This is a genomic window from Streptomyces sp. NPDC026672 (assembly GCF_040638185.1).
Lineage (GTDB): Bacteria > Actinomycetota > Actinomycetes > Streptomycetales > Streptomycetaceae > Streptomyces.
This window is the reverse complement of record NZ_JBEZXS010000031.1, coordinates 57,890-78,734: the sequence shown is the minus strand read 5'-3', so window position 1 is coordinate 78,734 and position 20,845 is coordinate 57,890. Positions and strand designations below refer to the sequence as shown.

The 20,845-nt window shown below is 72.2% G+C and carries 19 protein-coding genes; 8 read left to right on the top strand and 11 right to left on the bottom strand.

Features of this window, described 5'->3' with window-relative positions; all coding sequences use genetic code 11:
* The 4 genes from AB0F77_RS30335 (at position 1) to pssA (ending at position 3,401) form a co-directional block, all read left to right on the top strand.
* Positions 1 to 525, top strand: coding sequence for a MaoC family dehydratase (locus tag AB0F77_RS30335; protein WP_361954880.1), 525 nt, complete (start codon positions 1 to 3; stop codon positions 523 to 525).
* A 3-nt stretch (positions 526 to 528) separates the two neighbouring features.
* Complete coding sequence (locus tag AB0F77_RS30330) at positions 529 to 1,734, top strand: acyl-CoA dehydrogenase family protein (protein WP_361954879.1); 1,206 nt, start codon at positions 529 to 531, stop codon at positions 1,732 to 1,734.
* 169 nt (positions 1,735 to 1,903) lie between these two features.
* Positions 1,904 to 2,560, top strand: a complete 657-nt coding sequence (locus AB0F77_RS30325; RefSeq protein WP_361954878.1) for a phosphatidylserine decarboxylase — start codon at positions 1,904 to 1,906, stop codon at positions 2,558 to 2,560.
* Between the two features lie 22 nt (positions 2,561 to 2,582).
* A complete protein-coding gene (pssA, locus tag AB0F77_RS30320) occupies positions 2,583 to 3,401 on the top strand; it encodes a CDP-diacylglycerol--serine O-phosphatidyltransferase (protein ID WP_361954913.1) in 819 nt (272 codons plus the stop codon).
* Positions 3,402 to 3,626: 225 nt separating this feature from the next.
* On the opposite strand, the gene AB0F77_RS30315 is transcribed toward pssA, so the two are convergent.
* On the bottom strand, positions 3,627 to 4,763 hold the full coding sequence (locus AB0F77_RS30315) for a glycerate kinase (RefSeq protein ID WP_361954912.1): 1,137 nt from the start codon (positions 4,761 to 4,763) through the stop codon (positions 3,627 to 3,629).
* Between the two features lie 151 nt (positions 4,764 to 4,914).
* Here AB0F77_RS30315 and AB0F77_RS30310 point away from each other — a divergent pair, with 151 nt between their 5' ends.
* The 3 genes from AB0F77_RS30310 (at position 4,915) to AB0F77_RS30300 (ending at position 7,376) form a co-directional block, all read left to right on the top strand.
* Positions 4,915 to 5,988 carry an ADP-ribosylglycohydrolase family protein gene (locus tag AB0F77_RS30310; RefSeq protein ID WP_361954877.1) on the top strand — a complete coding sequence of 358 codons (1,074 nt, stop codon included), beginning with the start codon at positions 4,915 to 4,917 and terminating at the stop codon, positions 5,986 to 5,988.
* A gap of 92 nt (positions 5,989 to 6,080) precedes the next feature.
* Entirely contained in the window at positions 6,081 to 6,575 is a 495-nt protein-coding gene (locus tag AB0F77_RS30305) for an NUDIX hydrolase (protein WP_361954876.1), read from the top strand.
* Between the two features lie 66 nt (positions 6,576 to 6,641).
* Complete coding sequence (locus AB0F77_RS30300) at positions 6,642 to 7,376, top strand: Sir2 family NAD-dependent protein deacetylase (protein ID WP_361954875.1); 735 nt, start codon at positions 6,642 to 6,644, stop codon at positions 7,374 to 7,376.
* Between the two features lie 46 nt (positions 7,377 to 7,422).
* Here AB0F77_RS30300 and AB0F77_RS30295 read toward each other — a convergent pair whose 3' ends face one another.
* The 4 genes from AB0F77_RS30295 to AB0F77_RS30280 form a co-directional block, all read right to left on the bottom strand.
* Positions 7,423 to 7,908, bottom strand: coding sequence for a methylated-DNA--[protein]-cysteine S-methyltransferase (locus tag AB0F77_RS30295; RefSeq protein ID WP_361954874.1), 486 nt, complete (start codon positions 7,906 to 7,908; stop codon positions 7,423 to 7,425).
* A 10-nt stretch (positions 7,909 to 7,918) separates the two neighbouring features.
* Positions 7,919 to 9,418 (bottom strand): AlkA N-terminal domain-containing protein, encoded by a 1,500-nt coding sequence (locus AB0F77_RS30290; RefSeq protein WP_361954873.1) that lies wholly within the window; start codon positions 9,416 to 9,418, stop codon positions 7,919 to 7,921.
* An 84-nt stretch (positions 9,419 to 9,502) separates the two neighbouring features.
* Positions 9,503 to 10,381 carry a methylenetetrahydrofolate reductase gene (locus AB0F77_RS30285; protein ID WP_361954872.1) on the bottom strand — a complete coding sequence of 293 codons (879 nt, stop codon included), beginning with the start codon at positions 10,379 to 10,381 and terminating at the stop codon, positions 9,503 to 9,505.
* 352 nt (positions 10,382 to 10,733) lie between these two features.
* On the bottom strand, positions 10,734 to 11,339 hold the full coding sequence (locus AB0F77_RS30280) for a GPP34 family phosphoprotein (RefSeq protein WP_361954871.1): 606 nt from the start codon (positions 11,337 to 11,339) through the stop codon (positions 10,734 to 10,736).
* 205 nt (positions 11,340 to 11,544) lie between these two features.
* On the opposite strand from AB0F77_RS30280, the gene AB0F77_RS30275 reads away from it, so the two are divergent.
* The gene (locus tag AB0F77_RS30275; protein WP_361954870.1) at positions 11,545 to 12,309 is read left to right on the top strand and encodes a DUF4142 domain-containing protein; all 765 of its coding nucleotides are present in this window, start codon (positions 11,545 to 11,547) and stop codon (positions 12,307 to 12,309) included.
* Between the two features lie 82 nt (positions 12,310 to 12,391).
* Here AB0F77_RS30275 and AB0F77_RS30270 read toward each other — a convergent pair whose 3' ends face one another.
* The 6 genes from AB0F77_RS30270 to AB0F77_RS30245 form a co-directional block, all read right to left on the bottom strand.
* Positions 12,392 to 15,145, bottom strand: coding sequence for an alkaline phosphatase family protein (locus AB0F77_RS30270; protein ID WP_361954869.1), 2,754 nt, complete (start codon positions 15,143 to 15,145; stop codon positions 12,392 to 12,394).
* 4 nt (positions 15,146 to 15,149) lie between these two features.
* Positions 15,150 to 16,529: an ABC transporter permease gene (locus AB0F77_RS30265; protein ID WP_361954868.1), complete on the bottom strand. Its 1,380-nt coding sequence runs from the start codon at positions 16,527 to 16,529 to the stop codon at positions 15,150 to 15,152.
* Positions 16,526 to 17,560: an ABC transporter ATP-binding protein gene (locus tag AB0F77_RS30260; protein ID WP_361954867.1), complete on the bottom strand. Its 1,035-nt coding sequence runs from the start codon at positions 17,558 to 17,560 to the stop codon at positions 16,526 to 16,528. Before AB0F77_RS30260 ends, AB0F77_RS30265 begins: the two co-directional genes overlap by 4 nt.
* Positions 17,561 to 17,774: 214 nt before the next feature.
* Entirely contained in the window at positions 17,775 to 18,284 is a 510-nt protein-coding gene (locus AB0F77_RS30255; RefSeq protein WP_361954866.1) for an O-acetyl-ADP-ribose deacetylase, read from the bottom strand.
* Positions 18,281 to 19,690: an NAD(P)/FAD-dependent oxidoreductase gene (locus tag AB0F77_RS30250; protein ID WP_361954865.1), complete on the bottom strand. Its 1,410-nt coding sequence runs from the start codon at positions 19,688 to 19,690 to the stop codon at positions 18,281 to 18,283. Before AB0F77_RS30250 ends, AB0F77_RS30255 begins: the two co-directional genes overlap by 4 nt.
* A gap of 283 nt (positions 19,691 to 19,973) precedes the next feature.
* The gene (locus AB0F77_RS30245) at positions 19,974 to 20,822 is read right to left on the bottom strand and encodes an inositol monophosphatase family protein (RefSeq protein WP_361954864.1); all 849 of its coding nucleotides are present in this window, start codon (positions 20,820 to 20,822) and stop codon (positions 19,974 to 19,976) included.
* Positions 20,823 to 20,845: the final 23 nt, after the last annotated feature.

Here is a 20,845-nt window from a genome sequence, read left to right as displayed (position 1 = left end):
ATGCAGTTCGGACGCACCTACGAGGAGTTCGAGGTCGGGGCGGTGTACCGGCACTGGCCCGGCAAGACGGTCACGGAGTACGACGACCACCTGTTCTGTCTCCTCACGATGAACCACCACCCGCTCCACATGGACGCCAACTACGCCGAGAACACGACCGACTTCGGCAGGAACGTGGTCGTGGGCAACTACGTCTACTCGCTGCTGCTCGGCATGTCCGTGCCCGACGTCTCCGGCAAGGCGATCGCCAACCTGGAGATCGAGTCGCTGAAACACGTGGCCCCCACGTTCCACGGGGACACGATCTACGGCGAGACGACCGTGCTCGACAAGCGGCCGTCGAAGTCGAAGGACGACCGCGGGATCGTGCACGTCGAGACCAAGGGCTACAAGCAGGACGGCACGCTCGTGTGCGTGTTCCGCCGCAAGGTGATGGTGCCGACCGGAACGTACGTCAAGGAGCGCGGCGGCGAGCAGCCCGGCCGCCCGGAACCGCGCGACACCTCGGAGAGGACGGAGAAGTAGGCCATGGCCCGTCTCGCCCAGACCGCCGGTCTGACCGACGTCCAGCAGGAGATCGTCTCCACCGTCCGGGACTTCGTCGACAAGGAGATCATCCCGGTCGCGACCGAGCTGGAGCACCGCGACGAGTACCCGCAGCAGATCGTGGACGGCCTGAAGGAGCTGGGCCTCTTCGGTCTGATGATCCCCGAGGAGTACGGGGGCCTCGGCGAGTCGCTCCTCACCTACGCCCTGTGCGTCGAGGAGATCGCCCGCGGCTGGATGTCGGTGTCCGGCATCATCAACACGCACTTCATCGTGGCGTACATGCTCAAGCAGCACGGCACGCAGGAGCAGAAGGACCACTTCCTGCCCCGCATGGCGGCCGGCGACGTCCGCGGCGCGTTCTCGATGTCGGAGCCGGGCCTCGGCTCCGACGTGTCCGCGATCACGTCGAAGGCGGTCAGGGACGGCGACTCGTACGTGCTCGACGGCCAGAAGATGTGGCTGACGAACGGCGGTACGTCGTCCCTGGTGGCCGTGCTCGTGCGCAGCGACGAGGGACACCCGGAGGGGACCGCGCCGCACCGGTCCATGACGACGTTCCTCGTGGAGAAGGAGCCCGGCTTCGGCGAGGTCCGCCCGGGCCTCACCATCCCGGGCAAGATCGAGAAAATGGGGTACAAGGGGGTCGACACCACCGAGCTGATCATGGACGGCCTGCGCATTCCGGCCAATCGGGTCCTCGGGGGCGTCACGGGCCGAGGTTTTTACCAAATGATGGACGGAGTCGAGGTCGGGCGCGTGAACGTGGCGGCCCGTGGCTGCGGTGTCGCGCAGCGCGCCTTCGAGCTGGGCGTTCGCTACGCCCAGCAGCGCCACACCTTCGGCAAGCCGATCGCCGAGCACCAGGCCGTCCAGTTCAAGCTCGCGGAGATGGCGACCAAGGTCGAGGCGGCCCATGCGATGATGGTGAACGCCGCACGCAAAAAGGACTCCGGCGAACGAAACGACCTGGAAGCGGGAATGGCAAAGTATCTCGCCTCCGAGTACTGCAAAGAGGTCGTCGAGGACTCCTTCCGCATCCACGGCGGCTACGGATTCTCCAAGGAGTACGAGATCGAGCGCCTCTACCGGGAGGCCCCCATGCTGCTGATCGGGGAGGGAACAGCCGAGATCCAGAAAATGATCATCGGTCGCAGACTGCTCGAAGAGTATCGATTCCAGGGCTGAATGTCCGCGTACGGGGTGTTTTCTTCGAGAAGAAGATCACACCCCGTCAACGGTCTTCGGCCGCCGACTCGGCTTCCTGGCTTGCCCAGTTGTGGCCCGCGACCGGTACGATCCCGGGAAAGCCGCCGTCCCCCGTTCAGAGCGGCATCATCCGCTACGAAGGTCATCCATGCCCCACAGCCAAACCTCTGCACCTCGCGACAGCCTGGTCGGCGTACGCCTCGCGCGCGGAGCATCGCCGTGGCTCCTCCCGACCGTCGCCACCGCAGCCCTCAGCCTGGCCCGCTCCCGCCGTTCCGGCGTCGCCAAGGCGGTCGCCGTGCCCGCCACCGCTCTCGCGGCGGGCATGCTGTGGTTCTTCCGCGACCCCGAGCGCGAGATCGCCACGGGCCGCGTCATCTCGCCCGCCGACGGTGTGGTGCAGAGCATCATGCCGTGGAAGGACGGGCGCACCCGCGTCGCGATCTTCATGAGTCCGCTCAACGTCCATGTGAACCGCGCCCCGCTCTCCGGCGAGGTCACCTCCGTGGAACACGTCCCCGGCGGATTTGTTCCCGCTTTCAATAAGGAGAGCGAGAACAACGAGCGCGTAGTCTGGCATTTCGACACCGAACTCGGCGACATCGAGATGATCCAGATCGCCGGCGCGGTGGCCCGTCGCATCGTGCCCTACGTCCCGCAGGGCACGAAGGTCGAGCAGGGCGACCGGATCGGTCTGATCCGTTTCGGCTCGCGTGTCGACCTCTACCTGCCCGAGGGCGTGGAGGTCGCGGTCGAGGTCGGCCAGAAGACCGTGGCTGGGGTGACTCGCATTGACCGTGATTGATCCGGAGACACAGGCGGGCTGGGTGCCCGAGGCCGACGAGGTCGACGAAGAGGAGGAGATGCCGCTCTCTCTCCGCCTCTCGATAGCGGACACCCTCACGCTCGGCAACGCCACGTGCGGCTTCATGGCGGTGTACTTCACCACCACCGGCATCCTGATCCCGCACCTCACCGGCGACCAGGAGACCGGCATGGCCCGCCACAGCGCGGCCACGGCGGTCATCCTCATGCTCTGCGCCGCGGTCTTCGACCTGTTCGACGGCCTCGTGGCGCGCAAGCTGCGCTCCTCTCCGATGGGCGCGGAGCTGGACAACCTCTCCGACCTGATCAGCTTCGGTCTGGCCCCCGCGTACTTCGTCCTCGTCTACGGCATGGTCGCCGACGACGCGCACCAGAGGATGGCGGCGCTCGGGGCGATCGTGGTGCTGCTGGCGGTGGTGCTGCGGCTGGCGCGGTTCTCGTGCGTGACACTGAAGGACGGCATGTTCCAGGGCATGCCGTCCCCGTTCGGCGCGCTCACGGTCGTCTCGATCGTGCTCCTCGAGCTGCCGTTCGTGGCGACGCTGCTCGCGATCCTCGGCACCGCCTGGCTGATGGTGAGCCGGGTGGAGTACCCGAAGCCGCGGGGGCGGCTCGCCGGGGGTGTGCTCCTCTGGATCGTCGTGTCGATGGGGCTGCTCGTGGCGTGGGCGTTCGACGCGCCGAGCGGGCAGCTGCTGCTCCAGACGGGGTGTGCCCTCCAGCTGGTGATGGGCGCGGTGATTCCGCTGTTCGCCACGGCCAGGCGGGTGAACAACTTCCGCGACAACCGCCGCGAGGCGCGTGCCGCGCAGCTTCCGTAGGACAGCTCAGCCGAGGGCCCGGGACCACACTGGTTCCGGGCCCTCGGCTTTTGGGCGCCGTCGGCTGCCGCTGCCCCATTCCTTTCCCACCCACCCGCCCGTCTCGGTAAGTGACATGGGCACCGACTCGGTGGGGTGTGGGCTCGGCCGGTCACCTTTTTGCCTGCCGAGTCGGGTGGTGGGTGGGCAGAGGCCGGGGGTCTGGGGGCGGAGCCCCCAGGGGCGTCAGCTCAAGTGGTCCTCGGCTATTCGGGCGGCGACGCGTTCCAGGATCGGCCCCGCCTCCGCGATGCACCGCGCGACGTCGGGCTCCACGGACGTGAGCGGATACGCCCGCGAGATCCCCGCCCCCACCAGCGCCTCCTCCGACAGCGCGACCCTCCCGCACACGGCGACGACCACCTTCCCGCCCGCCCGAGCCGCGGCAGCGACCCCCGCGGGCGCCTTCCCGTGCAGCGTCTGCTCGTCCAGCGACCCCTCCCCGGTGATCACCAGCGACGCCCGCTCCAGCGCGTCCGCGAAGCCCAGCACGTCGAGCATCACCTCGATGCCGGCCCGGAACCGCGCCCCGAGCAGCAGCGCCCCGTACCCGATCCCCCCGGCGGCCCCCGCCCCGGGCGACAGCGCGTAGTCCGCGGCCCGCGGCCCGACCGTCTCCTCCAGCACCGAGGCGAAGTGCGCGAGCGCCGCGTCGAGCGCGGCGACGTCCTGCGGCGAGGCCCCCTTCTGCGGGCCGTACACCGCGGGCGCCCCCTTCGGCCCGGTCAGCGGATTGTCCACGTCGCTGGCGAGCACCAGCTCCACCGACGCCAGCCGGGGATCGAGCCCGGACAGATCGGCGCGGGCCAGCGCCGCGAGCCCGCCGCCGCCCGGCCCCACCGGCTCCCCGTCGGCGTCCAGGAACCGCGCGCCGAGCGCCGACAGCATCCCGGCGCCGCCGTCGGTCGTCGCGCTGCCGCCGACACCGAACACGACGCTACGGGCGCCCGCGTCCAGCGCGGCCCGCAGCAGCTCCCCGGAGCCGTACGTGGTGGCCGTGAGCGGTGCGAGGACCCCGGCAGGCAGCCGCTGGAGCCCGCTCGCCTCCGCCATCTCCACGACCGCGGTGTCCCCGCGCAGCGCGAACGCGGCGGTCACTTCCCGGCCCACCGGCCCGGTGACCCGTACCTCCCGGCGTTCGAACCCGGCGGCGACGGCCGCCGCCACGGTCCCGTCCCCTCCGTCGGCGACGGGCAGCGACTCCACCTCCACGCCGGGCACCACCCGGCGCAGTCCGGCCGTCACCCGCTCGGCGACCTCCACGGCCGTCAGCGAGCCCTTGAACTTGTCCGCGGCGACGAGCACCCGTCGGGTCCCGTCCACGGCAGCGTCCGCCACTTGTTTCCCCTCGCTCTCCGGGCCCCGCGCACGTCAGGGCCAGTCGCGCCGCTGCGACCATAACCGGCGCGCCCGCCCGCCGTCATGCCCCGGAAGGCCGCTGTGCGGGGGCGCCGGAACGGGGTAGACCGGAGCCATGACCTCTGCGGCCACTCCCACGGAACTCGCCGACCGCGTCCTCGGGGGCTGGCTCGGCCGGATCGCGGGCAACATGCTCGGCAAGCCGGTCGAGAACGGTGACGTGTGGACGCGCGACCGCATCGACGGCTATCTGCGCCGGGCCGGCGCGCTGCCGCTGACCGACTATCTGCCCGAGCCCGCGGACCCGTCGGACGAGGCCGCGCTGCGCCCGGAGTGGCGGGAGTGCGTGCGGGGGCGGGTGCGCGGGAGCTGCCGGGACGACGACGTGGACTACGCGGTCCTCGGTCTGCACCTGCTGGAGACCCACGGCTTCGGCTTCAGCACCGAGCAGGTGGGCGACCTGTGGCTGCTGCGGCTGCCGTACCTGCAGACGTTCACGGCGGAACGGGCGGCGTACCGCAACCTCGCGAACGGGCTGAGGCCGCCGCTGACGGCGACGTACGAGAACCCGTACCAGGAGTGGATCGGGGCGCTGATCCGCGCGGACGTGCACGGCTGGACCCGTCCGGGCGATCCGCGGCGGGCCGCCGCCCTCGCCCGCCGGGACGCGGTGCTGTCGCACACCGGGAACGGGGTGTACGGGGCGATGTGGGCGGCGGCGCTGATCTCGGCGGCGTTCACGGCGCCGACCGTGCGGCACGCGGTGGACAGCGCGCTGGAGGTGATCCCGGCTGGCTGCCGACTGGCGCGGACCGTGCGCCGGGCCGCCGCCCTGCACGAGAGCGGGCTGGGCTGGGCGGACACGCTCGACACGCTGGCGGCGGAGACGGCGGGGCTGCACTGGATCCACACGGTCCCCAACGCGGCCGTCCTGACCGCGGGGCTGCTGTACGGTGACGGCGACTTCACCCGCACCGTCGCCCTCACCGTGCGCGGCGGTCTGGACACCGACTCCAACGGGGCGACGGCCGGATCGGTGGCCGGGGTGATGACGGGCGCGGCGGCCATCCCCCGCCACTGGACCGACCCCCTGGAGAACACGGTCCGCACCGCGGTCTTCGGCTTCGACAACACCCCGATCAGCACCCTCGCCGAACGCACGGTCCGGCTCGTCGGGACGGAGGGCTGAACAGTGGACCGAACAGAGGACCGGACGGAGGACCGGACGGAGGACCGGACAGACGGACAGGGGGGCGGGCCCGGGGTGGTTACCCTTTCCGGATGGTCACCACTCAAGACTTCGCCACCTATGTCGCGGGGCTGCCCCGGGTGCTCGCCGGGGCTGCCACGCTGTTCCGGGACGCGGCGGGCAGGGTGTTGCTCGTCGAGCCCAACTACCGTGCGGGATGGGCGCTTCCGGGCGGCACGATCGAGTCCGACGACGGGGAGACGCCGCGTGCGGGCGCCCGCCGGGAGACCGCCGAGGAGATCGGTCTCGACCGCGAGCCGGGCCGGCTGCTCGCGGTGGACTGGGTGCACGGCACGGACCGGCCGCCGCTGGTGGCGTACCTCTACGACGGCGGGACCCTCACGGACGACGACCTCGCCTCGATCCGCATCCAGGAGGAGGAACTCCTGTCCTGGCGCCTGGTCCCCCGCGAGGACCTGACCGCCCACCTGCCCGGCGAGCTGGGCCTCCGTGTCCTGGTCGCCCTGGACTGCCTGGAGACCGGCACGGGCCCCGCCGAGTTGGAGAACGGCAACCGCGTCTCCTGAGCCGGCCCGGCGCTCCGGCAGATAAGCGTTCGCCGGTCCGGCTCGTGGCAGCCTACGCTCGGAAACATGGTGAAGCCGCTCGTCGCGATCCTCAGTGGGGCCGGGATATCCACCGACTCCGGCATTCCCGACTACCGCGGGCCGAACGGGCTGTGGCGCAAGGACCCCGAGGCCGAGAAGCTCGTGACGTACGAGTTCTACATGGGCGACCCGGAGATCCGGCGCCGGGCCTGGCAGCTGCGGCGCGCGGCCCGGACGCTGAGGGCCGAGCCCAACGCCGCGCACCGGGCCGTCGCCGAACTGGACCGGTCCGGAGTGCCCGTGCGGGTCGTCACGCAGAACGTCGACGGACTGCACCAGCGCGCCGGGACGCCCGCCCGCAAGGTGCTCGAACTGCACGGCTCCGCACGGAGTTTCGTGTGCACGAAGTGCCACTCCCGCGGGCCGATGGAGGACGCGATCGCCCGGGTCGAGGCCGGGGAGACGGACCCGCCGTGCCTGGAGTGCGGCGGCATCCTCAAGTCGGCCACCGTCATGTTCGGCGAACGCCTCGACCCCGTCGTCCTCGGCGAGGCCCTGGCCATCACCAAGGCGTGCACCGTGTTCATCGCCGTCGGCACCAGCCTCCAGGTCCAGCCCGCCGCCGCCCTCGCGGGAGTGGCCGCCGACAACGGCGCCCGCCTGATCATCGTCAACGCCGAACCGACCCCGTACGACGACCTCGCCGACGAGGTCGTGAGAGAACCCATCGGCACCGCCCTCCCCACGGTCCTACGCCGCCTCGGCGCACAGACCGACTGATCACACCACACACCTCCGAGCCCCCACTCACGACCTCGACCGCGACTTAGAACAGGGTCGTTGCTCTTTCCAGGTCCAGGAGGCTGCGTTTGCGGGGGAGGCCGCCGCCGTAGCCGGTGAGGCTGCCGTCGGAGCCGACTACGCGGTGGCAGGGGACGACGATGCCGAGGGGGTTGCGGCCGTTGGCGAGGCCGACCGCGCGGGACGCCCGGGGATTGCCCAGGGCGTCGGCGAGTTGGCCGTAGGTGCGGGTCTCGCCGTACGGGATGAGCGTCAGCTGGTGCCACACCTGGCGCTGGAACGGGGTGCCGTGCAGCCGCAGTCGGAGCGTGAACTCCTTCAACTCGCCCGCGAAGTAGGCGTCGAGCTGTTCCTCGGCCTCGCCGAAGGGTGTGTCGTCGCGGGGGCCGAAGGTCTCCTCGGGCGGCCGGTGGCGCTGGTCGGTCATATAGAGGCCGCGCAGGGCGCCGTCCTCGTCGGCGACCAGGGTCAGGGGCCCGTACGGGCTGTCGGTCACGGTGTGCCGTGTCATCGGAACGTCCTCACGCGGGCAGGAAGTTGATGGGGTGACTGTCCGTCGCCCACAGGTACTGGACGGCGTACGCCCGCCAGGGCCGCCAGGCCGCCGCGCGGGAGGTGAGCGCGGCCGGGGTGGAGGGCAGGCCCAGCTCCCGGGCGGCGCGCCGGACGCCGAGGTCGGTGGCGAGGAAGGCGTCGGGGTCGCCGAGCGCGCGCATCGCGACGACGTCGGCCGTCCAGGGCCCGAAGCCGGGCAGCTCCAGCAGCCGGGCGCGGGCCTCGGGCCAGTCGCTCTCCACGCCCAGGCGCAGGGTGCCCTCGGCCAGTCGGCGCACGAGGGTGGTGAAGGTGGTGCGCCGGGTGCGGGGCATCGCCAGACCGTCCGGGTCGACGTCGGCCAGCGCCTCGGGCGACGGGAAGAGGTGGGTGAGACCGCCCTCGGGATCGTCGACCGGTTCGCCGTACGCGGTGACCAGCCGGGCGGCATGGGTGCGGGCGGCGGCGGTGGAGACCTGCTGGCCGAGGACGGCCCGTACCGCGAACTCCGCCTCGTCCACCGTGCGCGGCACCCGGCGCCCCGGCGCCTTGTCCACCAGCGGCGCCAGCACCGGGTCCGTGCGCAACTGGTCGTCGACGGCGACCGGATCGGCGTCCAGGTCGAGCAGCCGCCGGCAGCGGCTGATGGCGACGGGCAGGTCCCGCAGGTCGCCGAGGGCGAGCCGGCACGCGATGTGGTCGGGCGCTGGGGTGAGCGCGACGGTCCCGTGCCCGTAGGGCAGCCGCAGCGTCCGCCGGTACGCCCCGTCCCGCCACTCCTCCACACCGGGGACGGCGGTCGCCGCGAGGTGGCCGAAGAGGTTGTCGGGGTTGAGCGGGGCCCGGAAGGGGAGGCGGAGCGACAGCACGCCCGGTGTCCCGGGCGGGTGCGGGGAGCCGACGGGCGTTCCCCTCGGGGCGCGGGCGCGCAGTTCGCTCGGGGAGAGCGCGAAGACCTCGCGCACCGTGTCGTTGAAGGTGCGGATCGACGCGAAGCCCGCCGCGAAGGCGATCTCCGCCATGGGCAGCGCGGTGGTCTCCACCAACAGCCGCGCCGTCCGGGCGCGTTGGGCGCGGGCGAGCGCCAGGGGTCCCGCGCCGAGTTCGGCGAGCAGCTGGCGTTCGATCTGGCGGGTGCTGTAGCCGAGGCGGGCCGCGAGTCCGGGCACGCCCTCGCGGTCGACGACGCCGTCGGCGACGAGCCGCATCGCGCGGGCGACGAGGTCGGCGCGGTGGTTCCACTCCGGGGAGCCGGGGCTGGTGTCGGGCCGACAGCGTTTGCAGGCGCGGAACCCGGCCTGCTGACAGGCCGCGGCGCTGGGGTGGAACGTCATGTTCTCCGCCTTGGGCGGCACCACCGGGCAGCTGGGCCGGCAGTAGATGCGGGTGGTCAGTACGGCGGTGAAGAACCAGCCGTCGAACCGCGCGTCCTTGGAGCGTACGGCCCGTACACAGCGCTCCCGGTCGAGGTGCATCCCTGTCTGCATGGCTCCAGCATCGGACACGGGCCGGGCGGGGGCTGGCGGGAAAACGACATGGAGGTGGGGGCCGAGTCTCATGGGAGGCCGTGTCTAGTGGGCGGCCCGGGCCTCGTCGCGGAACCGGGTGATCCACTCCGCCGTGGTGCGCAGCCCGCCGAACGTGTAGAAGTGCACCTTCAGATCGCCGTGCCGCGCGGGGTCGTACCCCTGGGCGAGGTCGCGCAGGAAGCGGTCGGGGCCGGCCGTGCCCATGAGGTGGGTGAGCGAGAAGCCGTACTTGCGGGCGAGGGAGGCGCTGGTGCCGACGCCGAAGCGGGTGGCGTAGGCCATCAGGCGGCGCACCCCGGCGGGGCCGGGGACGCCGACGCGCACCGGCAGGGTGACACCGCGGGCGCGCACGGCCGCGACCCAGTCGAGGACCGCGGCGGCGTCGAAGCCGAACTGGGTGATGACGTCGCCCGCGAGGCGCTCCGCGCCGAGGACGTCGTGCTTGCCGGTGAGCGCGGACCAGAGGGCGTCGTCGGTGATGGCGGGGTGGCCCTCGGGGTAGCCGCTGATGCCGACGTGGCGGACGCCGTGGTGCTGGAGCAGTCCGGTGCGCAGCACGGCGAGGGCGTCCTCGTAGGGGCCCTCGGGGCGGACGGGGTCGCCGCCGACGACGAAGACGTTCTCGCCGGTGCCGTCGGCCGCGAGGGCTTCGAGGAAGCGTTCCAGGTCGGCCCGGGAGGCGAGACGGCGGGCGGAGACGTGCGGGACGGGGACGAAGCCGAGCCGCTTGACGGCGCGGGCGGCGGCGAGGCGGGTGTCCAGGTCCTCGGTGGCGAGGTAGGTGATGTTGATGCGGGTGCCCAGGGGGATGCCGGCGCCCGCCTCCTCAAGCCCTGGGACGTCCTTGCCGGTCATCTCCAGCGAGAAGTCCTCCAGCAGCGTGCCGACCGGCGCGGACAGGGCCGTGCTCCCCGGGTCCATGCGTGCTCCTCCGTCCGGGACCGGCCGTGTGCGCGCCCCGGACACGGAACGGGAGGAGGAGGCCCGCTATTCCGGCCGCCGCCCCGGCCGCCCCGACGGGCGCGCACGCCCAATGGTCGCCAGGCGTGCACGTCACGCGGTCGCTCAGGCGTACACGTCACGCGGCCGGCGGGCGCAGACATCCGTGCGACCGGCAGGCGCACACATCCCATCTGTGCGGCCGGCAGGGCGCATACGTCCGCACGGCCGGCGGGGCGCACACATCCGCACGGCCGGCAGGCGTGCACGTCCGTGCGGCCGGCGCGTGCGTCCTCGCGGCCGGCCGACGGGGACGCCGGGGCAAGAGGTCGGGTCACGGCGCCCGCCACACGTTGTCGAAGGCCGCCTCCTCGATCTCGCGGCGCCGACGGGTGGCCTCCAGTTCCATCACCGCGTCGTTGACGGTGGCGACCACGGCCACCACGGCGTCCGTGACACGGTCCGCGAAGTCCTCGGCCGGGTCGTCGTGGAGGCCGATGGCCGCGGCGAGGGCGGCGAGGACCGGCTCGTCGGACTCCCAGCGGTCGGCCGCCCGCCGCCGCTCGGGCGAGTCGACCAGCTCGGTACGGCCGGTGCGGATCGGGAAGCGGGGATGGCGCTGCCGGGTGACGAGCCGGTCCTGCTCCAGCGCGGCGAAGTAGGTCGTGTACAGCCCGCGCCCGCGCCGCCACAGCCAGTCCTCGACGGACTCGTACGGCGTCTGCCGCCGCAGCGCGTCCGCCGCCGCGTCCAAAAGCCTGTCGTCCAGGGCAGGACGCGCGCGGGGCACGATGAGGTCGCCGTCCAGGTCGAGGGCCTGCGCGTCGAGGAGGTCGAGGAGTTCCGCCCCGGCGAGCGCGAGCGACAGGTCGCCCTGCCCGACCGGTGGAGCGGGCGCGGCGTCGAGGGTGGCGATCAGCAGGTCCCGCGATGTGCTCATGGGCGAACTCCACGTCAGAGGCGTCGATGGCATGCGGTACGCCACCCCCAGCACACACCCTCCCGGCCCGCTCCGCACCACGCAAAGCCTCAAGCGCGTGACGCACACCACACGGCGGCGCGCATTTTTTTGCGCGACGCGGTGATCAGGCGGTACATCCGCTACGTACCCCTGGGCACAGCCGCCCCTCGTCCCTGGAGTCGCCATGCCCCTGTCCCGCAAGACGATCGGAACCGTCGTCGTGGTCGGTGCGCTGGGAGCGACCCTCACCGCTCTCGCCTACCCGGCCATGCTCGGGGTGCAGACCGCGTCCACCGACGGGTCGCGGGTGATCGCGAGCACCCAGTACGGTCCGCTCACCGAGGCCGACCGCGACTTCGTCGTCAAGGTCAGGTCGGCGGGGCTGTGGGAGTACCCCCTGGGCGAGATCGCGCTGAAGAAGGGCTCCACGAAGGAGATGCGCGAGGCGGGCAAGCACCTGATCGTGGGACACGCGGGGCTGGACGAGATGTGCCGCAAGATCGCCCCGATGCTGAACATCACGCTGCCCAACCAGGCCACTCCGCAGCAGCAGCAGTTCGTGGCGACGTCGGCGGCGCAGTCGGGCCCGCAGTTCGACACCACGGCCTCCAACATCATGCGGATCACCCACGGCCAGATCTTCCCGACGATCGCGAAGATCCGCGCCAGCACCCAGAACAGCCTGGTCAGAGCCCTCGCCGACCTGGCGAACGACACCGTCCTGGATCACATCACCGTCCTGGAGAAGACCGGCACGGTCAACTTCGACCAGGTCAACTTCCAGCAGACCACCCCGCCGAAGCTCCCCAAGGACCAGCTCACCCCGCCCCCGCCGCAGCCCGGCTCCCCGGTCGTCGTCCTCACGCCCCGTCCGGACCTGAACATCAAGACGTCCGCCCCGACACCGACCCCCGTGTCGGCCCCGACGGACCCTCCGACGATCGGCTGACACGAACGGCGGGCACGAACGGCAGAGGCCCCGGCCTGGACGGCCGGGGACCTCTGAGGGGGGTTGACGGATCAGCCCGCTGTCAGCCGTCGGACTCCGAGGACGGGAGGAAGGCTCCCGGGACGTCGTCCGGGGCGAAGATCTTCTTCTCGCCGGGGTACGGCTTCGCCCAGCCGTGCGTCTGGTACCACGTGAGGTGGTTCATCTGCGCCGGGTTGGCGTAGTCGGGCACGGCGTTCGGGCCGGTCAGCCGCTGGTGCGACTTCCACGTGTCCCACTGCGCCGCGAGCGACCGCATGTCCGCCGGGACCTTGGTGGACGGCACGGGGGCCGCCGCCGGGTCCTGCGCGGCCGGGGTGTCCACACCGCAGGACGGCGGGGTGCTCAGACCGTCGGTCAGCGACGTCCGGTTGGGCAGCGCCGTGAACGGCCTGAAGTCCGGGTGCTGGGTGAAGGCCGCGCTCATCGGGGTGGCCGCGCTGTCCTTCTGGTTCATCGGGTGGACCCCGAGGATCTGCTCGATGGTCCGCATCATCGTGATCTGGGAGTAGTAGTGGCTGTCGACCACACCGTGCCGCGACCAGGGGCTGATGATCTGGATGGGCGCACGGTGGCCGTCGACGTGGTCGAGACCGGCCTGGGAGTCGTCCTCGACCACGAAGATCGCGGAGTCCTTCCAGTACTTGCTGTGCGAGATCTCGTCCACGATCCTGCCGGTGGCGAGGTCGTTGTCCGCGACCTGGGCCGCGGCGCCCGCGGGACCGCCGGTGTGGTCGCTGGAGAGCCAGAACATGTTCAGGTTCGCCGGACCGTTCTTCTCGAAGTCACGCTTCCAGATCTGGTACCGGTAGATGTCCGGGACGCTGGTGTCGAACTTCGGGAAGCCGTGCACCGACACGTCGTTGAGCGAGGGGATCGGCGACGACGAGTTCAGGGTGTACGCGGTGTCCTGACCGGTCGTCTGCATGGACTTGGCGTCGCAGTACAGGTTCTGCCAGCTCGCGCCCGACGGCTTGGTCAGGAACTGCTGGAACTCGCCGAAGTCGCGCACCGACTTGCCGGCCGCCTGCGCCCCGGTCCAGATGAACCCGCTGCGCTGGTGGCCGAGGGCGTCGTCCTCGGTGTCGTAGCTGCGCTGGTACTCGCCGGCCGAGGACTCGGTGTACTCCGGGTTGTCGGCCTGCATCAGCCAGTTGTGGCCCTCGGCGGAGTTGGTGCCGATGTCGTACGTGTTGTCGTACAGCCCGAACTGCTCGGCCAGGGCGTGCTGGTTCGGCGTGACGTTCTCACCGAACTGGGCCAGCGAGGCGTCGCCGTTGCCCTGCGGCATGTCGCCGAAGAGCTGGTCGTAGGTGCGGTTCTCCTTGACGAGCAGGAAGACGTGCTTGATCGTCGAGGGGTCGCCGAGCCGCGCCGGGACCGGCACCGGCTTCGCCTTCTTGCCCTGGGACAGCTTGACCGAGCCGCCGTTCCAGCCGTTCTGCTTGAAGACCTTGGCCGTCTCGGACTTGATGACGCGGTCGCTCGGCAGCGTGAACCGGGTCAGGCTCGACGTGGTGTCGTGCGTGCCGTGCCCGGCGCTGCTGGTGGGCCGGCGCGCGTCGACGCCGCGGGTGTTGGAGACCACGATCTGCTTGCCGACGGAGGCGATCTCCGCGGGGAAGTAGTCCGTGGGGAGCAGACCGACGTAGCTGACCGGCTCCTGGGCAGAGCCGTACTTGTAGACGGCGACCGCGTTGGCGCGGCCGAGCGTCACCAGCAGATGGCCGTCGTCGGTGAGGGTCACCGCGTCGGGCTCGTAGCCGACGGACGCCTCGGGCCACGGCCGGGTGGCGATGGTCTGCACGACCTTGTCCGTGGCGGTGTTGACGACCGACACGTCGTTGGTGGCGGTGTTGGTGACGAACAGCGCGCCCTTCTTGGCGTACAGGGCCGTCGGGTGCAGACCGACGTCGATGCTGGACACCGCGGCGGTCGGGTTCGCCAGGTTGATGACGCTGACCGTGCCGGTGGTGGTGGCGGCGGTCACCTGGCTGGCCGGGACCTGGGTGCCGTACGAGTTGACGGTGGGGTCGCCCGGCTTGGCCGGACGTCCGCCCTCGTTGCTCACGTACAGCTTGGAGCCGACCACGGTCATGTCGCGCGGGGCGTTGCCCACGGCCCAGCTCTGCTTGATCGCGCCGGTGGCGGCGTCGATGGCGACCACGCGGTTCTGGCCGTTGACCGCGGAGTACACGGTCGAGCCGTCGGCGGAGAACACGGCTTCGCCGACGAGTGCGTGCTTCGACCCGTCCGCCGGGATGCTCACGGTCTTCGGGTCGGCGACCGTGCCGTCCGCGTTCACGGTGAACCGGGTGTAGCCGTCGGTCTGGCCGAGCCACAGCTGTGTACCGTCGGGCGAGTACGTCGGGCCTTCCTGGCCCACGCTGTTGTTCGCTATGCGCGGGTTCGAGGACGCCGCGGTGCTGACGACCTGCTGGACCTTCCAGGTCTTCAGGTCCACGAGCTCCAGCGTGCCCGCGCCGTCGGTCACCGAGGCGGCGAGGTGTGTGCCGTCCGGGCTGACCGAGGACGACATGATCTTGCCCTCGTTCATGACGAGACGGTCGCCGTACGGGGCGATGTACTGGTCGCTGGAGACGACCTGTCCCTGATCGGTCGTCTGACCGACCTGGTCGAAGCCGAACTGGTGGGTCTGGGCGAACGCGGTGCCGGTGGCGACGAGGGCGACGGCGGTGGCCCCTGCGGTGAGCAGGGGGGCTCGGCGGCCGACTCGTCTACCGAGAAGGACGGACCGCTCCTTCTCGACACGCCTGCGGCGGCGTGTTACCTGCATGGAGTCATCCCTTCGGGGTGGAGGACAGCAGCTCGACGTTGCCGTCGAACTGCCAGAGCGGGTTCGGTGCGTCCCCGTCGGGGGTGCGCACCAGGAAGTAGCCGTTCACTTCCTTCGGTCCGTCGCCGTCGGCGACGAACCGCCCGTCAGCGGTGACGTCGAGTTGGTAGATGGCCGTCCCCACGGCCTCGACGTCGGGAAGGTGCCAGGACACGACACAACGCCAGTCGTTCCCGGCTCCTTCGGCGGCGCGCTGGCCCGCGCCCTTGTCGCACGCCGCCGACGCCCGCAGCCGGGCCTCGGTGACGGCTGGTCTGTTGAGCTCCTCGGTCTGGAGGCGGTAGAGGTGGGCGAACGCCGTGGCGACCGACCGCTGCACCTCGTCCTGCCGGATCCCGGAGCCCATGGAGGGGGTCGCCAGGCCGATGACCGTCACGGTGACGGCGACCAGGGCGACCAGCGGCAGCAGTCCTGCGGTGACCGCGCGGCGCGCGGAGCCGTCGTAGGTCAGGTCGGTGAAGTCCCGCCGCAGGAAGAGCAGATACGCGAGCGTGGCCGCGACGGCGGCCCACACCAGGCTGACAACGATGCCCATGAGCAGGGGGGCGATCTGGGCGGGGCTGGTGAACAGCCCGTTCCAGGCGATGAAGGCGTAGCCGGGCAGGGCGAGGCGTACGGCGACGGGCAGCGGCAGCATCTGGGCGATCTGCATCGCGAGCGCCACCAGCGCGGGCAGCAGCAGTCCCATCGGGGAGCGGCCCAGCGCGACCGAGCCGAGCAGGCCGATGCCGGCGAGGGCGAGCGTCGGGGCGAGCACGCAGGCCCAGGCGAGCAGGACCTTGCCCGCGGCGTCGGACGGGGCGAGGAGATGGCCGTCGAGGCCGACCAGCGGCTGACGGCCCACGGCCAGCACTCCGCCGACCGTGCTGGAGAGGGCCAGTCCGGCCACCAGCAGCAGGATGACGGTGAGGCTGGCGAGGGCCTTCGCGACGAAGATCCGCCGCGGCGAGCGCACGGCCACCAGCAGATGGCGCCAGGTGCCGAGCCGGTCCTCGGAGGCGAACACGTCGCCGGCGACGACGGAGGTCAGCAGCGGCAGCGCCCAGGTGCCCGCGAAGCCGAGCATCACCAGGGGTCCGGCCCATCCGGTGGCGTGCATCCAGCGGCCGAAGAGGGTGTCGGAGGGCAGGGTGCTCTGCCGGCTGACCCCGGCGACGAACAGCGCGGGGGCGATCCAGCAGGCGAGGACGAGCAGCCGGATGCGCCACTGCGAGACGAGTTTGACGAGTTCGAAGCGATAGCCGCGGGTCACCGGGACACGGCGGGCGGCGCCTGCGCCGGTCGCGGGGGCGGGGGCGGGGGCGGGGGTGAGGGTCGCGGTCATCGGCCGGCCTCCTGGTGTTCGACCGGCCGTGCGGTCTCCTGTCCGGCCGACCGCGCGGCAGGGCGGTCGGCCCGGGGCTCCGCCGGCTCCTCCGACTCCTGTTCCGTGAGGGCCAGGAAGGCGGCCTCCAGCGGGGACACGACCGGGGTGAGCTCCCGTACGGCGATGTCCGCCCGGACGAGCCGTGCCACCAGGGTGTCGAGGGCGGGCACCAGGGCCCGGACGACGAGCCGTTCGGTGTCCTGGCGCGTCCGGATGTCGTCCACGACGCGGACGCCCGCGGTGTCCTCGGCCTCCCGGCGCGCGGCCCGCGCGTCGGAGGTGAGGAGCCGGTAGTCGAGTTCGCGGTTCTCGGCCGCGAGTTTGCTCACCGGTCCGGTGAACACGACCCGCCCGGTGGCGAGGATGGTGACCTCGGAGCACAGGGCCTCCAGGTCGTCCATGCGGTGACTGGAGAGGACGACGGCGGTGCCCTCGGCCGCGAGCCCGGTGAGGACCCGGTGCACATGCCTCTTGCCCGACGGGTCGAGGCCGTTGGCGGGCTCGTCGAGCACGAGCAGCCGGGGCCTGGTGAGCAGGGCGGCGGCGAGCCCGAGCCGCTGGCGCATGCCGAGGGAGAAGCCGCGGGTGCGGTCGTCGGCGACGTCGGTGAGTCCGACCTGGGCGAGCACGTCGTCGATGTCCGTCGTCCGCGCGTCGCCGCCGCGCAGTGTGACCAGGGCGGCGAGGTTCTGCCGGGCGGTCAGCGAGGGGTAGAGACCGGGGCCGTCGACGAAGCCGGCGACGCCGTCCGGTGCGGTGAGGGCCCGGCCGACCGGCGAACCCAGGATCTCCAGGCTGCCGCTGTCGGCGACGGCCAGGCCGAGCAGCAGACCGAGCAGGGTGGTCTTGCCCGCGCCGTTCGGACCGACCAGGCCGTGGATCCGGCCCTGTGCCACGTCCAGGTCGACGCCGTCGAGGGCGACGACGTCGCCGAAGCACTTGGTGACGGCGCGTGCCCGGAGTGCGAGGGGTGTGTCCGGTGTGTCCATGGGTCCCTTCTTTCGAAGCCTCCAGGGACCATAAGGAGGGCATAAAGCTCAGGCGGGAACCGCGGGTTGAACGTTCCCGGAACGGAACCCCATGGAATTCCCATGTACCGATGGACACATGGACCCCACGACGCACGGCGCGGGGGCGCGAACCGACGGGTGAGCAGGGGTCACGCGGGGCGGGCGGGGCGGGCGGGGTGCGGCGGAGGTGTGCTCAGCCGAGCAGCCGGGCGAACGCGTCGTAGGCCCGGTCGTCGAAGAGGACGAAGCCGACCGTCTCCACGGCCGTGTCCGTCGCACGGACGGTCTCCACCGCGATGCGGGCGCCGTCGTCCATGGGCCAGCCGTAGACGCCGGTGGACACGGCGGGGAACAGGACGCTGCGGGCGCCGAGTCCGTCGGCCACCTCCAGCGAGCGGCGGTAGCAGGAGGCGAGCAGCGCGGAGCGGTCCTCGGTGACGGACCAGACCGGGCCGACGGTGTGGATCACCCAGCGGGCGTCCAGGTCGCCCGCGGTGGTGGCGACGGCCTCGCCGGTGGGCAGGCCCTTTCCGTAGTGCGAGGCCCGCAGCCTGCGGCAGGCGTCGAGGACGGCGGGGCCCCCGCGGCGGTGGATCGCGCCGTCGACGCCGCCTCCGCCGAGGAGGGAGGAGTTGGCGGCGTTGACGATGGCGTCGGCGCTCTGCCGGGTGATGTCGCCCCGTACCAGCGTGAGGGTGGTCATGCCTGTCGCAGCCTCCTCCACACGGCCTTCGCCGCGTTGTGTCCCGACATGCCGTGCACACCGGGGCCGGGCGGGGTGGCCGAGGAGCAGATGAACACCGCGGGGTGCGGTGTGTGGTACGGGAACAGGGAGGGCTTGGGGCGCAGCAGGAGCTGGAGTCCGGAGACCGCGCCGGAGGAGATGTCGCCGCCGACGTAGTTGGCGTTGCGGGCGGCCAGTTCGGGCGGTCCCGCGGTGGCGCGGGCGAGGACCCGGTCGCGGAACCCCGGGGCGAAGCGCTCCAGTTGGCGTTCCATGGCGTCGGTGAGGTCGCCGGTCCAGCCGTTGGGGACATGGGCGTAGGCCCAGAAGACGTGCTTGCCCTCGGGGGCGCGGGTGGGGTCGGCGACGCTGGGCTGCACGGTGATGAGGAACGGCGGTTCGGGGGCGCGGTCCTCGCGGGAGGCGGCGCGCAGCGCGGCGCCGATCTCGGCGCTGTCGGCGCCGATCTGCACCGTGCCGGCGGCGCGCGCCTCGGGGGCGGTCCAGGGCACCGGGCCGTCGAGGGCGTAGTCGATCTTGTAGACACCGGGGCCGTAGCGGTAGTTCGCGTAGTGGCTGCCGAAGCCCGCGATGCGGGCGAGGGCGGTGGGCGAGGTGTCGAAGACGTAGGCCCGCGCGGGCGGCAGGTCGTCGAGCCGCTTGACCTCGTAGTCGGTGTGGACGGCGCCGCCGAGGTCGAGGAGGTACGCGGCGAGGGCGTCGGAGATCGACTGGGAGCCGCCGCGGGCGACGGGCCAGCCGCGGGCGTGCGCGGCCAGGGCGAAGACGAGGCCGACGGCGCCGGTGGCGAAGCCGCCCAGGGGTGCCATGACGTGGGCGACGAGCCCGGCGAACAGGGTGCGGGCGCGTTCGTCGTGGAAGCGGCGGGTCAGCAGGGTGGAGGGGGGCAGTCCGACGAGGCCGAAGCGGGCGAGGGTGACCGGGTCGCGCGGGAGCCTGGTCAGCGGCAGGGACATGAAGTCGTGGGCCAGGGTGTCCCACTTGGTGAGGAACGGTTCGACCAGTCGGCGGTACGTCCCCGCGTCGCGCGGTCCGAAGGAGGCGGCGGTCTCGGCGACGGAGCGGGCCAGCACAGCGGCGGTGCCGTCGGGGAAGGGGTGGGCCATGGGCAGGGGCGGCTGCGCCCATTCCAGGCCGTAGCGCTCCAGGGGCATCGCGCGGAAGGCGGGTGAGTTGATGCCGAGGGGGTGGGCGGCGGAGCAGGGGTCGTGGCGGAAGCCGGGGAGGGTCAGCTCCTCGGTGCGGGCGCCGCCGCCGACGGTGTCACGGGCCTCGAAGAGGGCGACGGAGAAACCGCGGCGGGCCAGCTCCACGGCAGCCGTCAGCCCGTTCGGTCCCGCTCCCACCACGACCGCATCGAGCATCGACGGCACCTTCGGACCCCTTCGTCAACCGACGGCCACTGAGATCAGCATATGCCGCCCCACCGACAGCCCGGCCGCCCCGGTGACACCGGGGAACCCCGCGGCCACGCCCCGTTCCCAAGCGGAATCGGCGCCCCGACGATCCCGCCCCGGCCGAGCTGCCCGCACCGGGCGTAAGCGGAACCCTCGCCCGCCGCTGCGGCCGGGGCCGGTCGTCCGGCGGCGGCCGCAGCCCTCGGAGCGCTCGGCGGCGCTCGGCGACTTCCGGCGGCTCCCGGCGGCCTCAGATGTCCTCGCCCGAGAGCAGGCGGCGTATCCGCTCGGCCGTCGCGGTGTCGCGGGCCGCCGTGAACGGCAGGGTGTTGTCGCCCGCGACGCGGAACGGCTCACCGGTGAGCGTGACGTGCGTGCCGCCCGCCTCCTCGACCAGGAGCAGCCCCGCGGCGTGGTCCCAGGCTGCCTCCCAGGAGAAGGCGGTCGCGTCCAACTCGCCGCGGGCGACGGCGAGGTACTCCAGCCCGGCCGATCCGCACGAGCGCGGGGCGACGCCGTCGGTCCACAGCCGGAACAGGACCCGCTTCTGCGCGTCCGTCGTGTAGTCCGGGTGCGAGGCGGCGACGCGCAGGTCCTTCCCGGGTTCCGGCGCCCCCGCGAACAGCCGGACGCCGTCCAGGTACGCGCCCCTGCCCCGGACGGCCGTGGCGAACTGCTCGCGGGCCGCCGCGTAGGTCCAGGAGGCGAGGACCACGCCCCGGTGGGCGAGCGCGACCAGCGTGCAGAAACCGGAGTCGCCGTGCACGAACTGCCGTGTGCCGTCGACCGGGTCGACTATCCACACGGGCGCGTCGCCGCGCAGCGCGTCGTAGGTCGCCGGGTCGGCGTGGACCGCCTCCTCGCCGACCACGACCGAGCCGGGCAGCAGCCCGCCCAGCACCTTGGTGAGATACCGCTCGGCGAGGCGGTCGGCGTCGGTCACCAGGTCGTGCGGCCCGCTCTTCTGGTCGACCTCGTGGTCGGCGAGCCGGCGGAAGCGGGGCAGGATCTCGGTCGCCGCGGCCGTACGGACCGCTTCCTCGACGTCGGCCGAGCGGTGCGCGAGAAACTCGTCGATGGTTTCCGTGTCTGCGATCATGCCTCCATGAGAGCACGCGGCGC

Bases quoted from the DNA above. Each gene is read 5' to 3' on its own strand.
- AB0F77_RS30335 (WP_361954880.1), top strand. From the start codon at position 1: ATGCAGTTCGGACGCACCTACGAGGAGTTCGAGGTCGGGGCGGTGTAC.
- AB0F77_RS30330 (WP_361954879.1), top strand. From the start codon at position 529: ATGGCCCGTCTCGCCCAGACCGCCGGTCTGACCGACGTCCAGCAGGAG.
- AB0F77_RS30325 (WP_361954878.1), top strand. From the start codon at position 1,904: ATGCCCCACAGCCAAACCTCTGCACCTCGCGACAGCCTGGTCGGCGTA.
- AB0F77_RS30310 (WP_361954877.1), top strand. From the start codon at position 4,915: ATGACCTCTGCGGCCACTCCCACGGAACTCGCCGACCGCGTCCTCGGG.
- AB0F77_RS30305 (WP_361954876.1), top strand. From the start codon at position 6,081: ATGGTCACCACTCAAGACTTCGCCACCTATGTCGCGGGGCTGCCCCGG.
- AB0F77_RS30300 (WP_361954875.1), top strand. From the start codon at position 6,642: ATGGTGAAGCCGCTCGTCGCGATCCTCAGTGGGGCCGGGATATCCACC.
- AB0F77_RS30295 (WP_361954874.1), bottom strand. From the start codon at position 7,908: ATGACACGGCACACCGTGACCGACAGCCCGTACGGGCCCCTGACCCTG.
- AB0F77_RS30290 (WP_361954873.1), bottom strand. From the start codon at position 9,418: ATGCAGACAGGGATGCACCTCGACCGGGAGCGCTGTGTACGGGCCGTA.
- AB0F77_RS30285 (WP_361954872.1), bottom strand. From the start codon at position 10,381: ATGGACCCGGGGAGCACGGCCCTGTCCGCGCCGGTCGGCACGCTGCTG.
- AB0F77_RS30280 (WP_361954871.1), bottom strand. From the start codon at position 11,339: ATGAGCACATCGCGGGACCTGCTGATCGCCACCCTCGACGCCGCGCCC.
- AB0F77_RS30275 (WP_361954870.1), top strand. From the start codon at position 11,545: ATGCCCCTGTCCCGCAAGACGATCGGAACCGTCGTCGTGGTCGGTGCG.
- AB0F77_RS30270 (WP_361954869.1), bottom strand. From the start codon at position 15,145: ATGCAGGTAACACGCCGCCGCAGGCGTGTCGAGAAGGAGCGGTCCGTC.
- AB0F77_RS30265 (WP_361954868.1), bottom strand. From the start codon at position 16,529: ATGACCGCGACCCTCACCCCCGCCCCCGCCCCCGCCCCCGCGACCGGC.
- AB0F77_RS30260 (WP_361954867.1), bottom strand. From the start codon at position 17,560: ATGGACACACCGGACACACCCCTCGCACTCCGGGCACGCGCCGTCACC.
- AB0F77_RS30255 (WP_361954866.1), bottom strand. From the start codon at position 18,284: ATGACCACCCTCACGCTGGTACGGGGCGACATCACCCGGCAGAGCGCC.
- AB0F77_RS30250 (WP_361954865.1), bottom strand. From the start codon at position 19,690: ATGCTCGATGCGGTCGTGGTGGGAGCGGGACCGAACGGGCTGACGGCT.
- AB0F77_RS30245 (WP_361954864.1), bottom strand. From the start codon at position 20,822: ATGATCGCAGACACGGAAACCATCGACGAGTTTCTCGCGCACCGCTCG.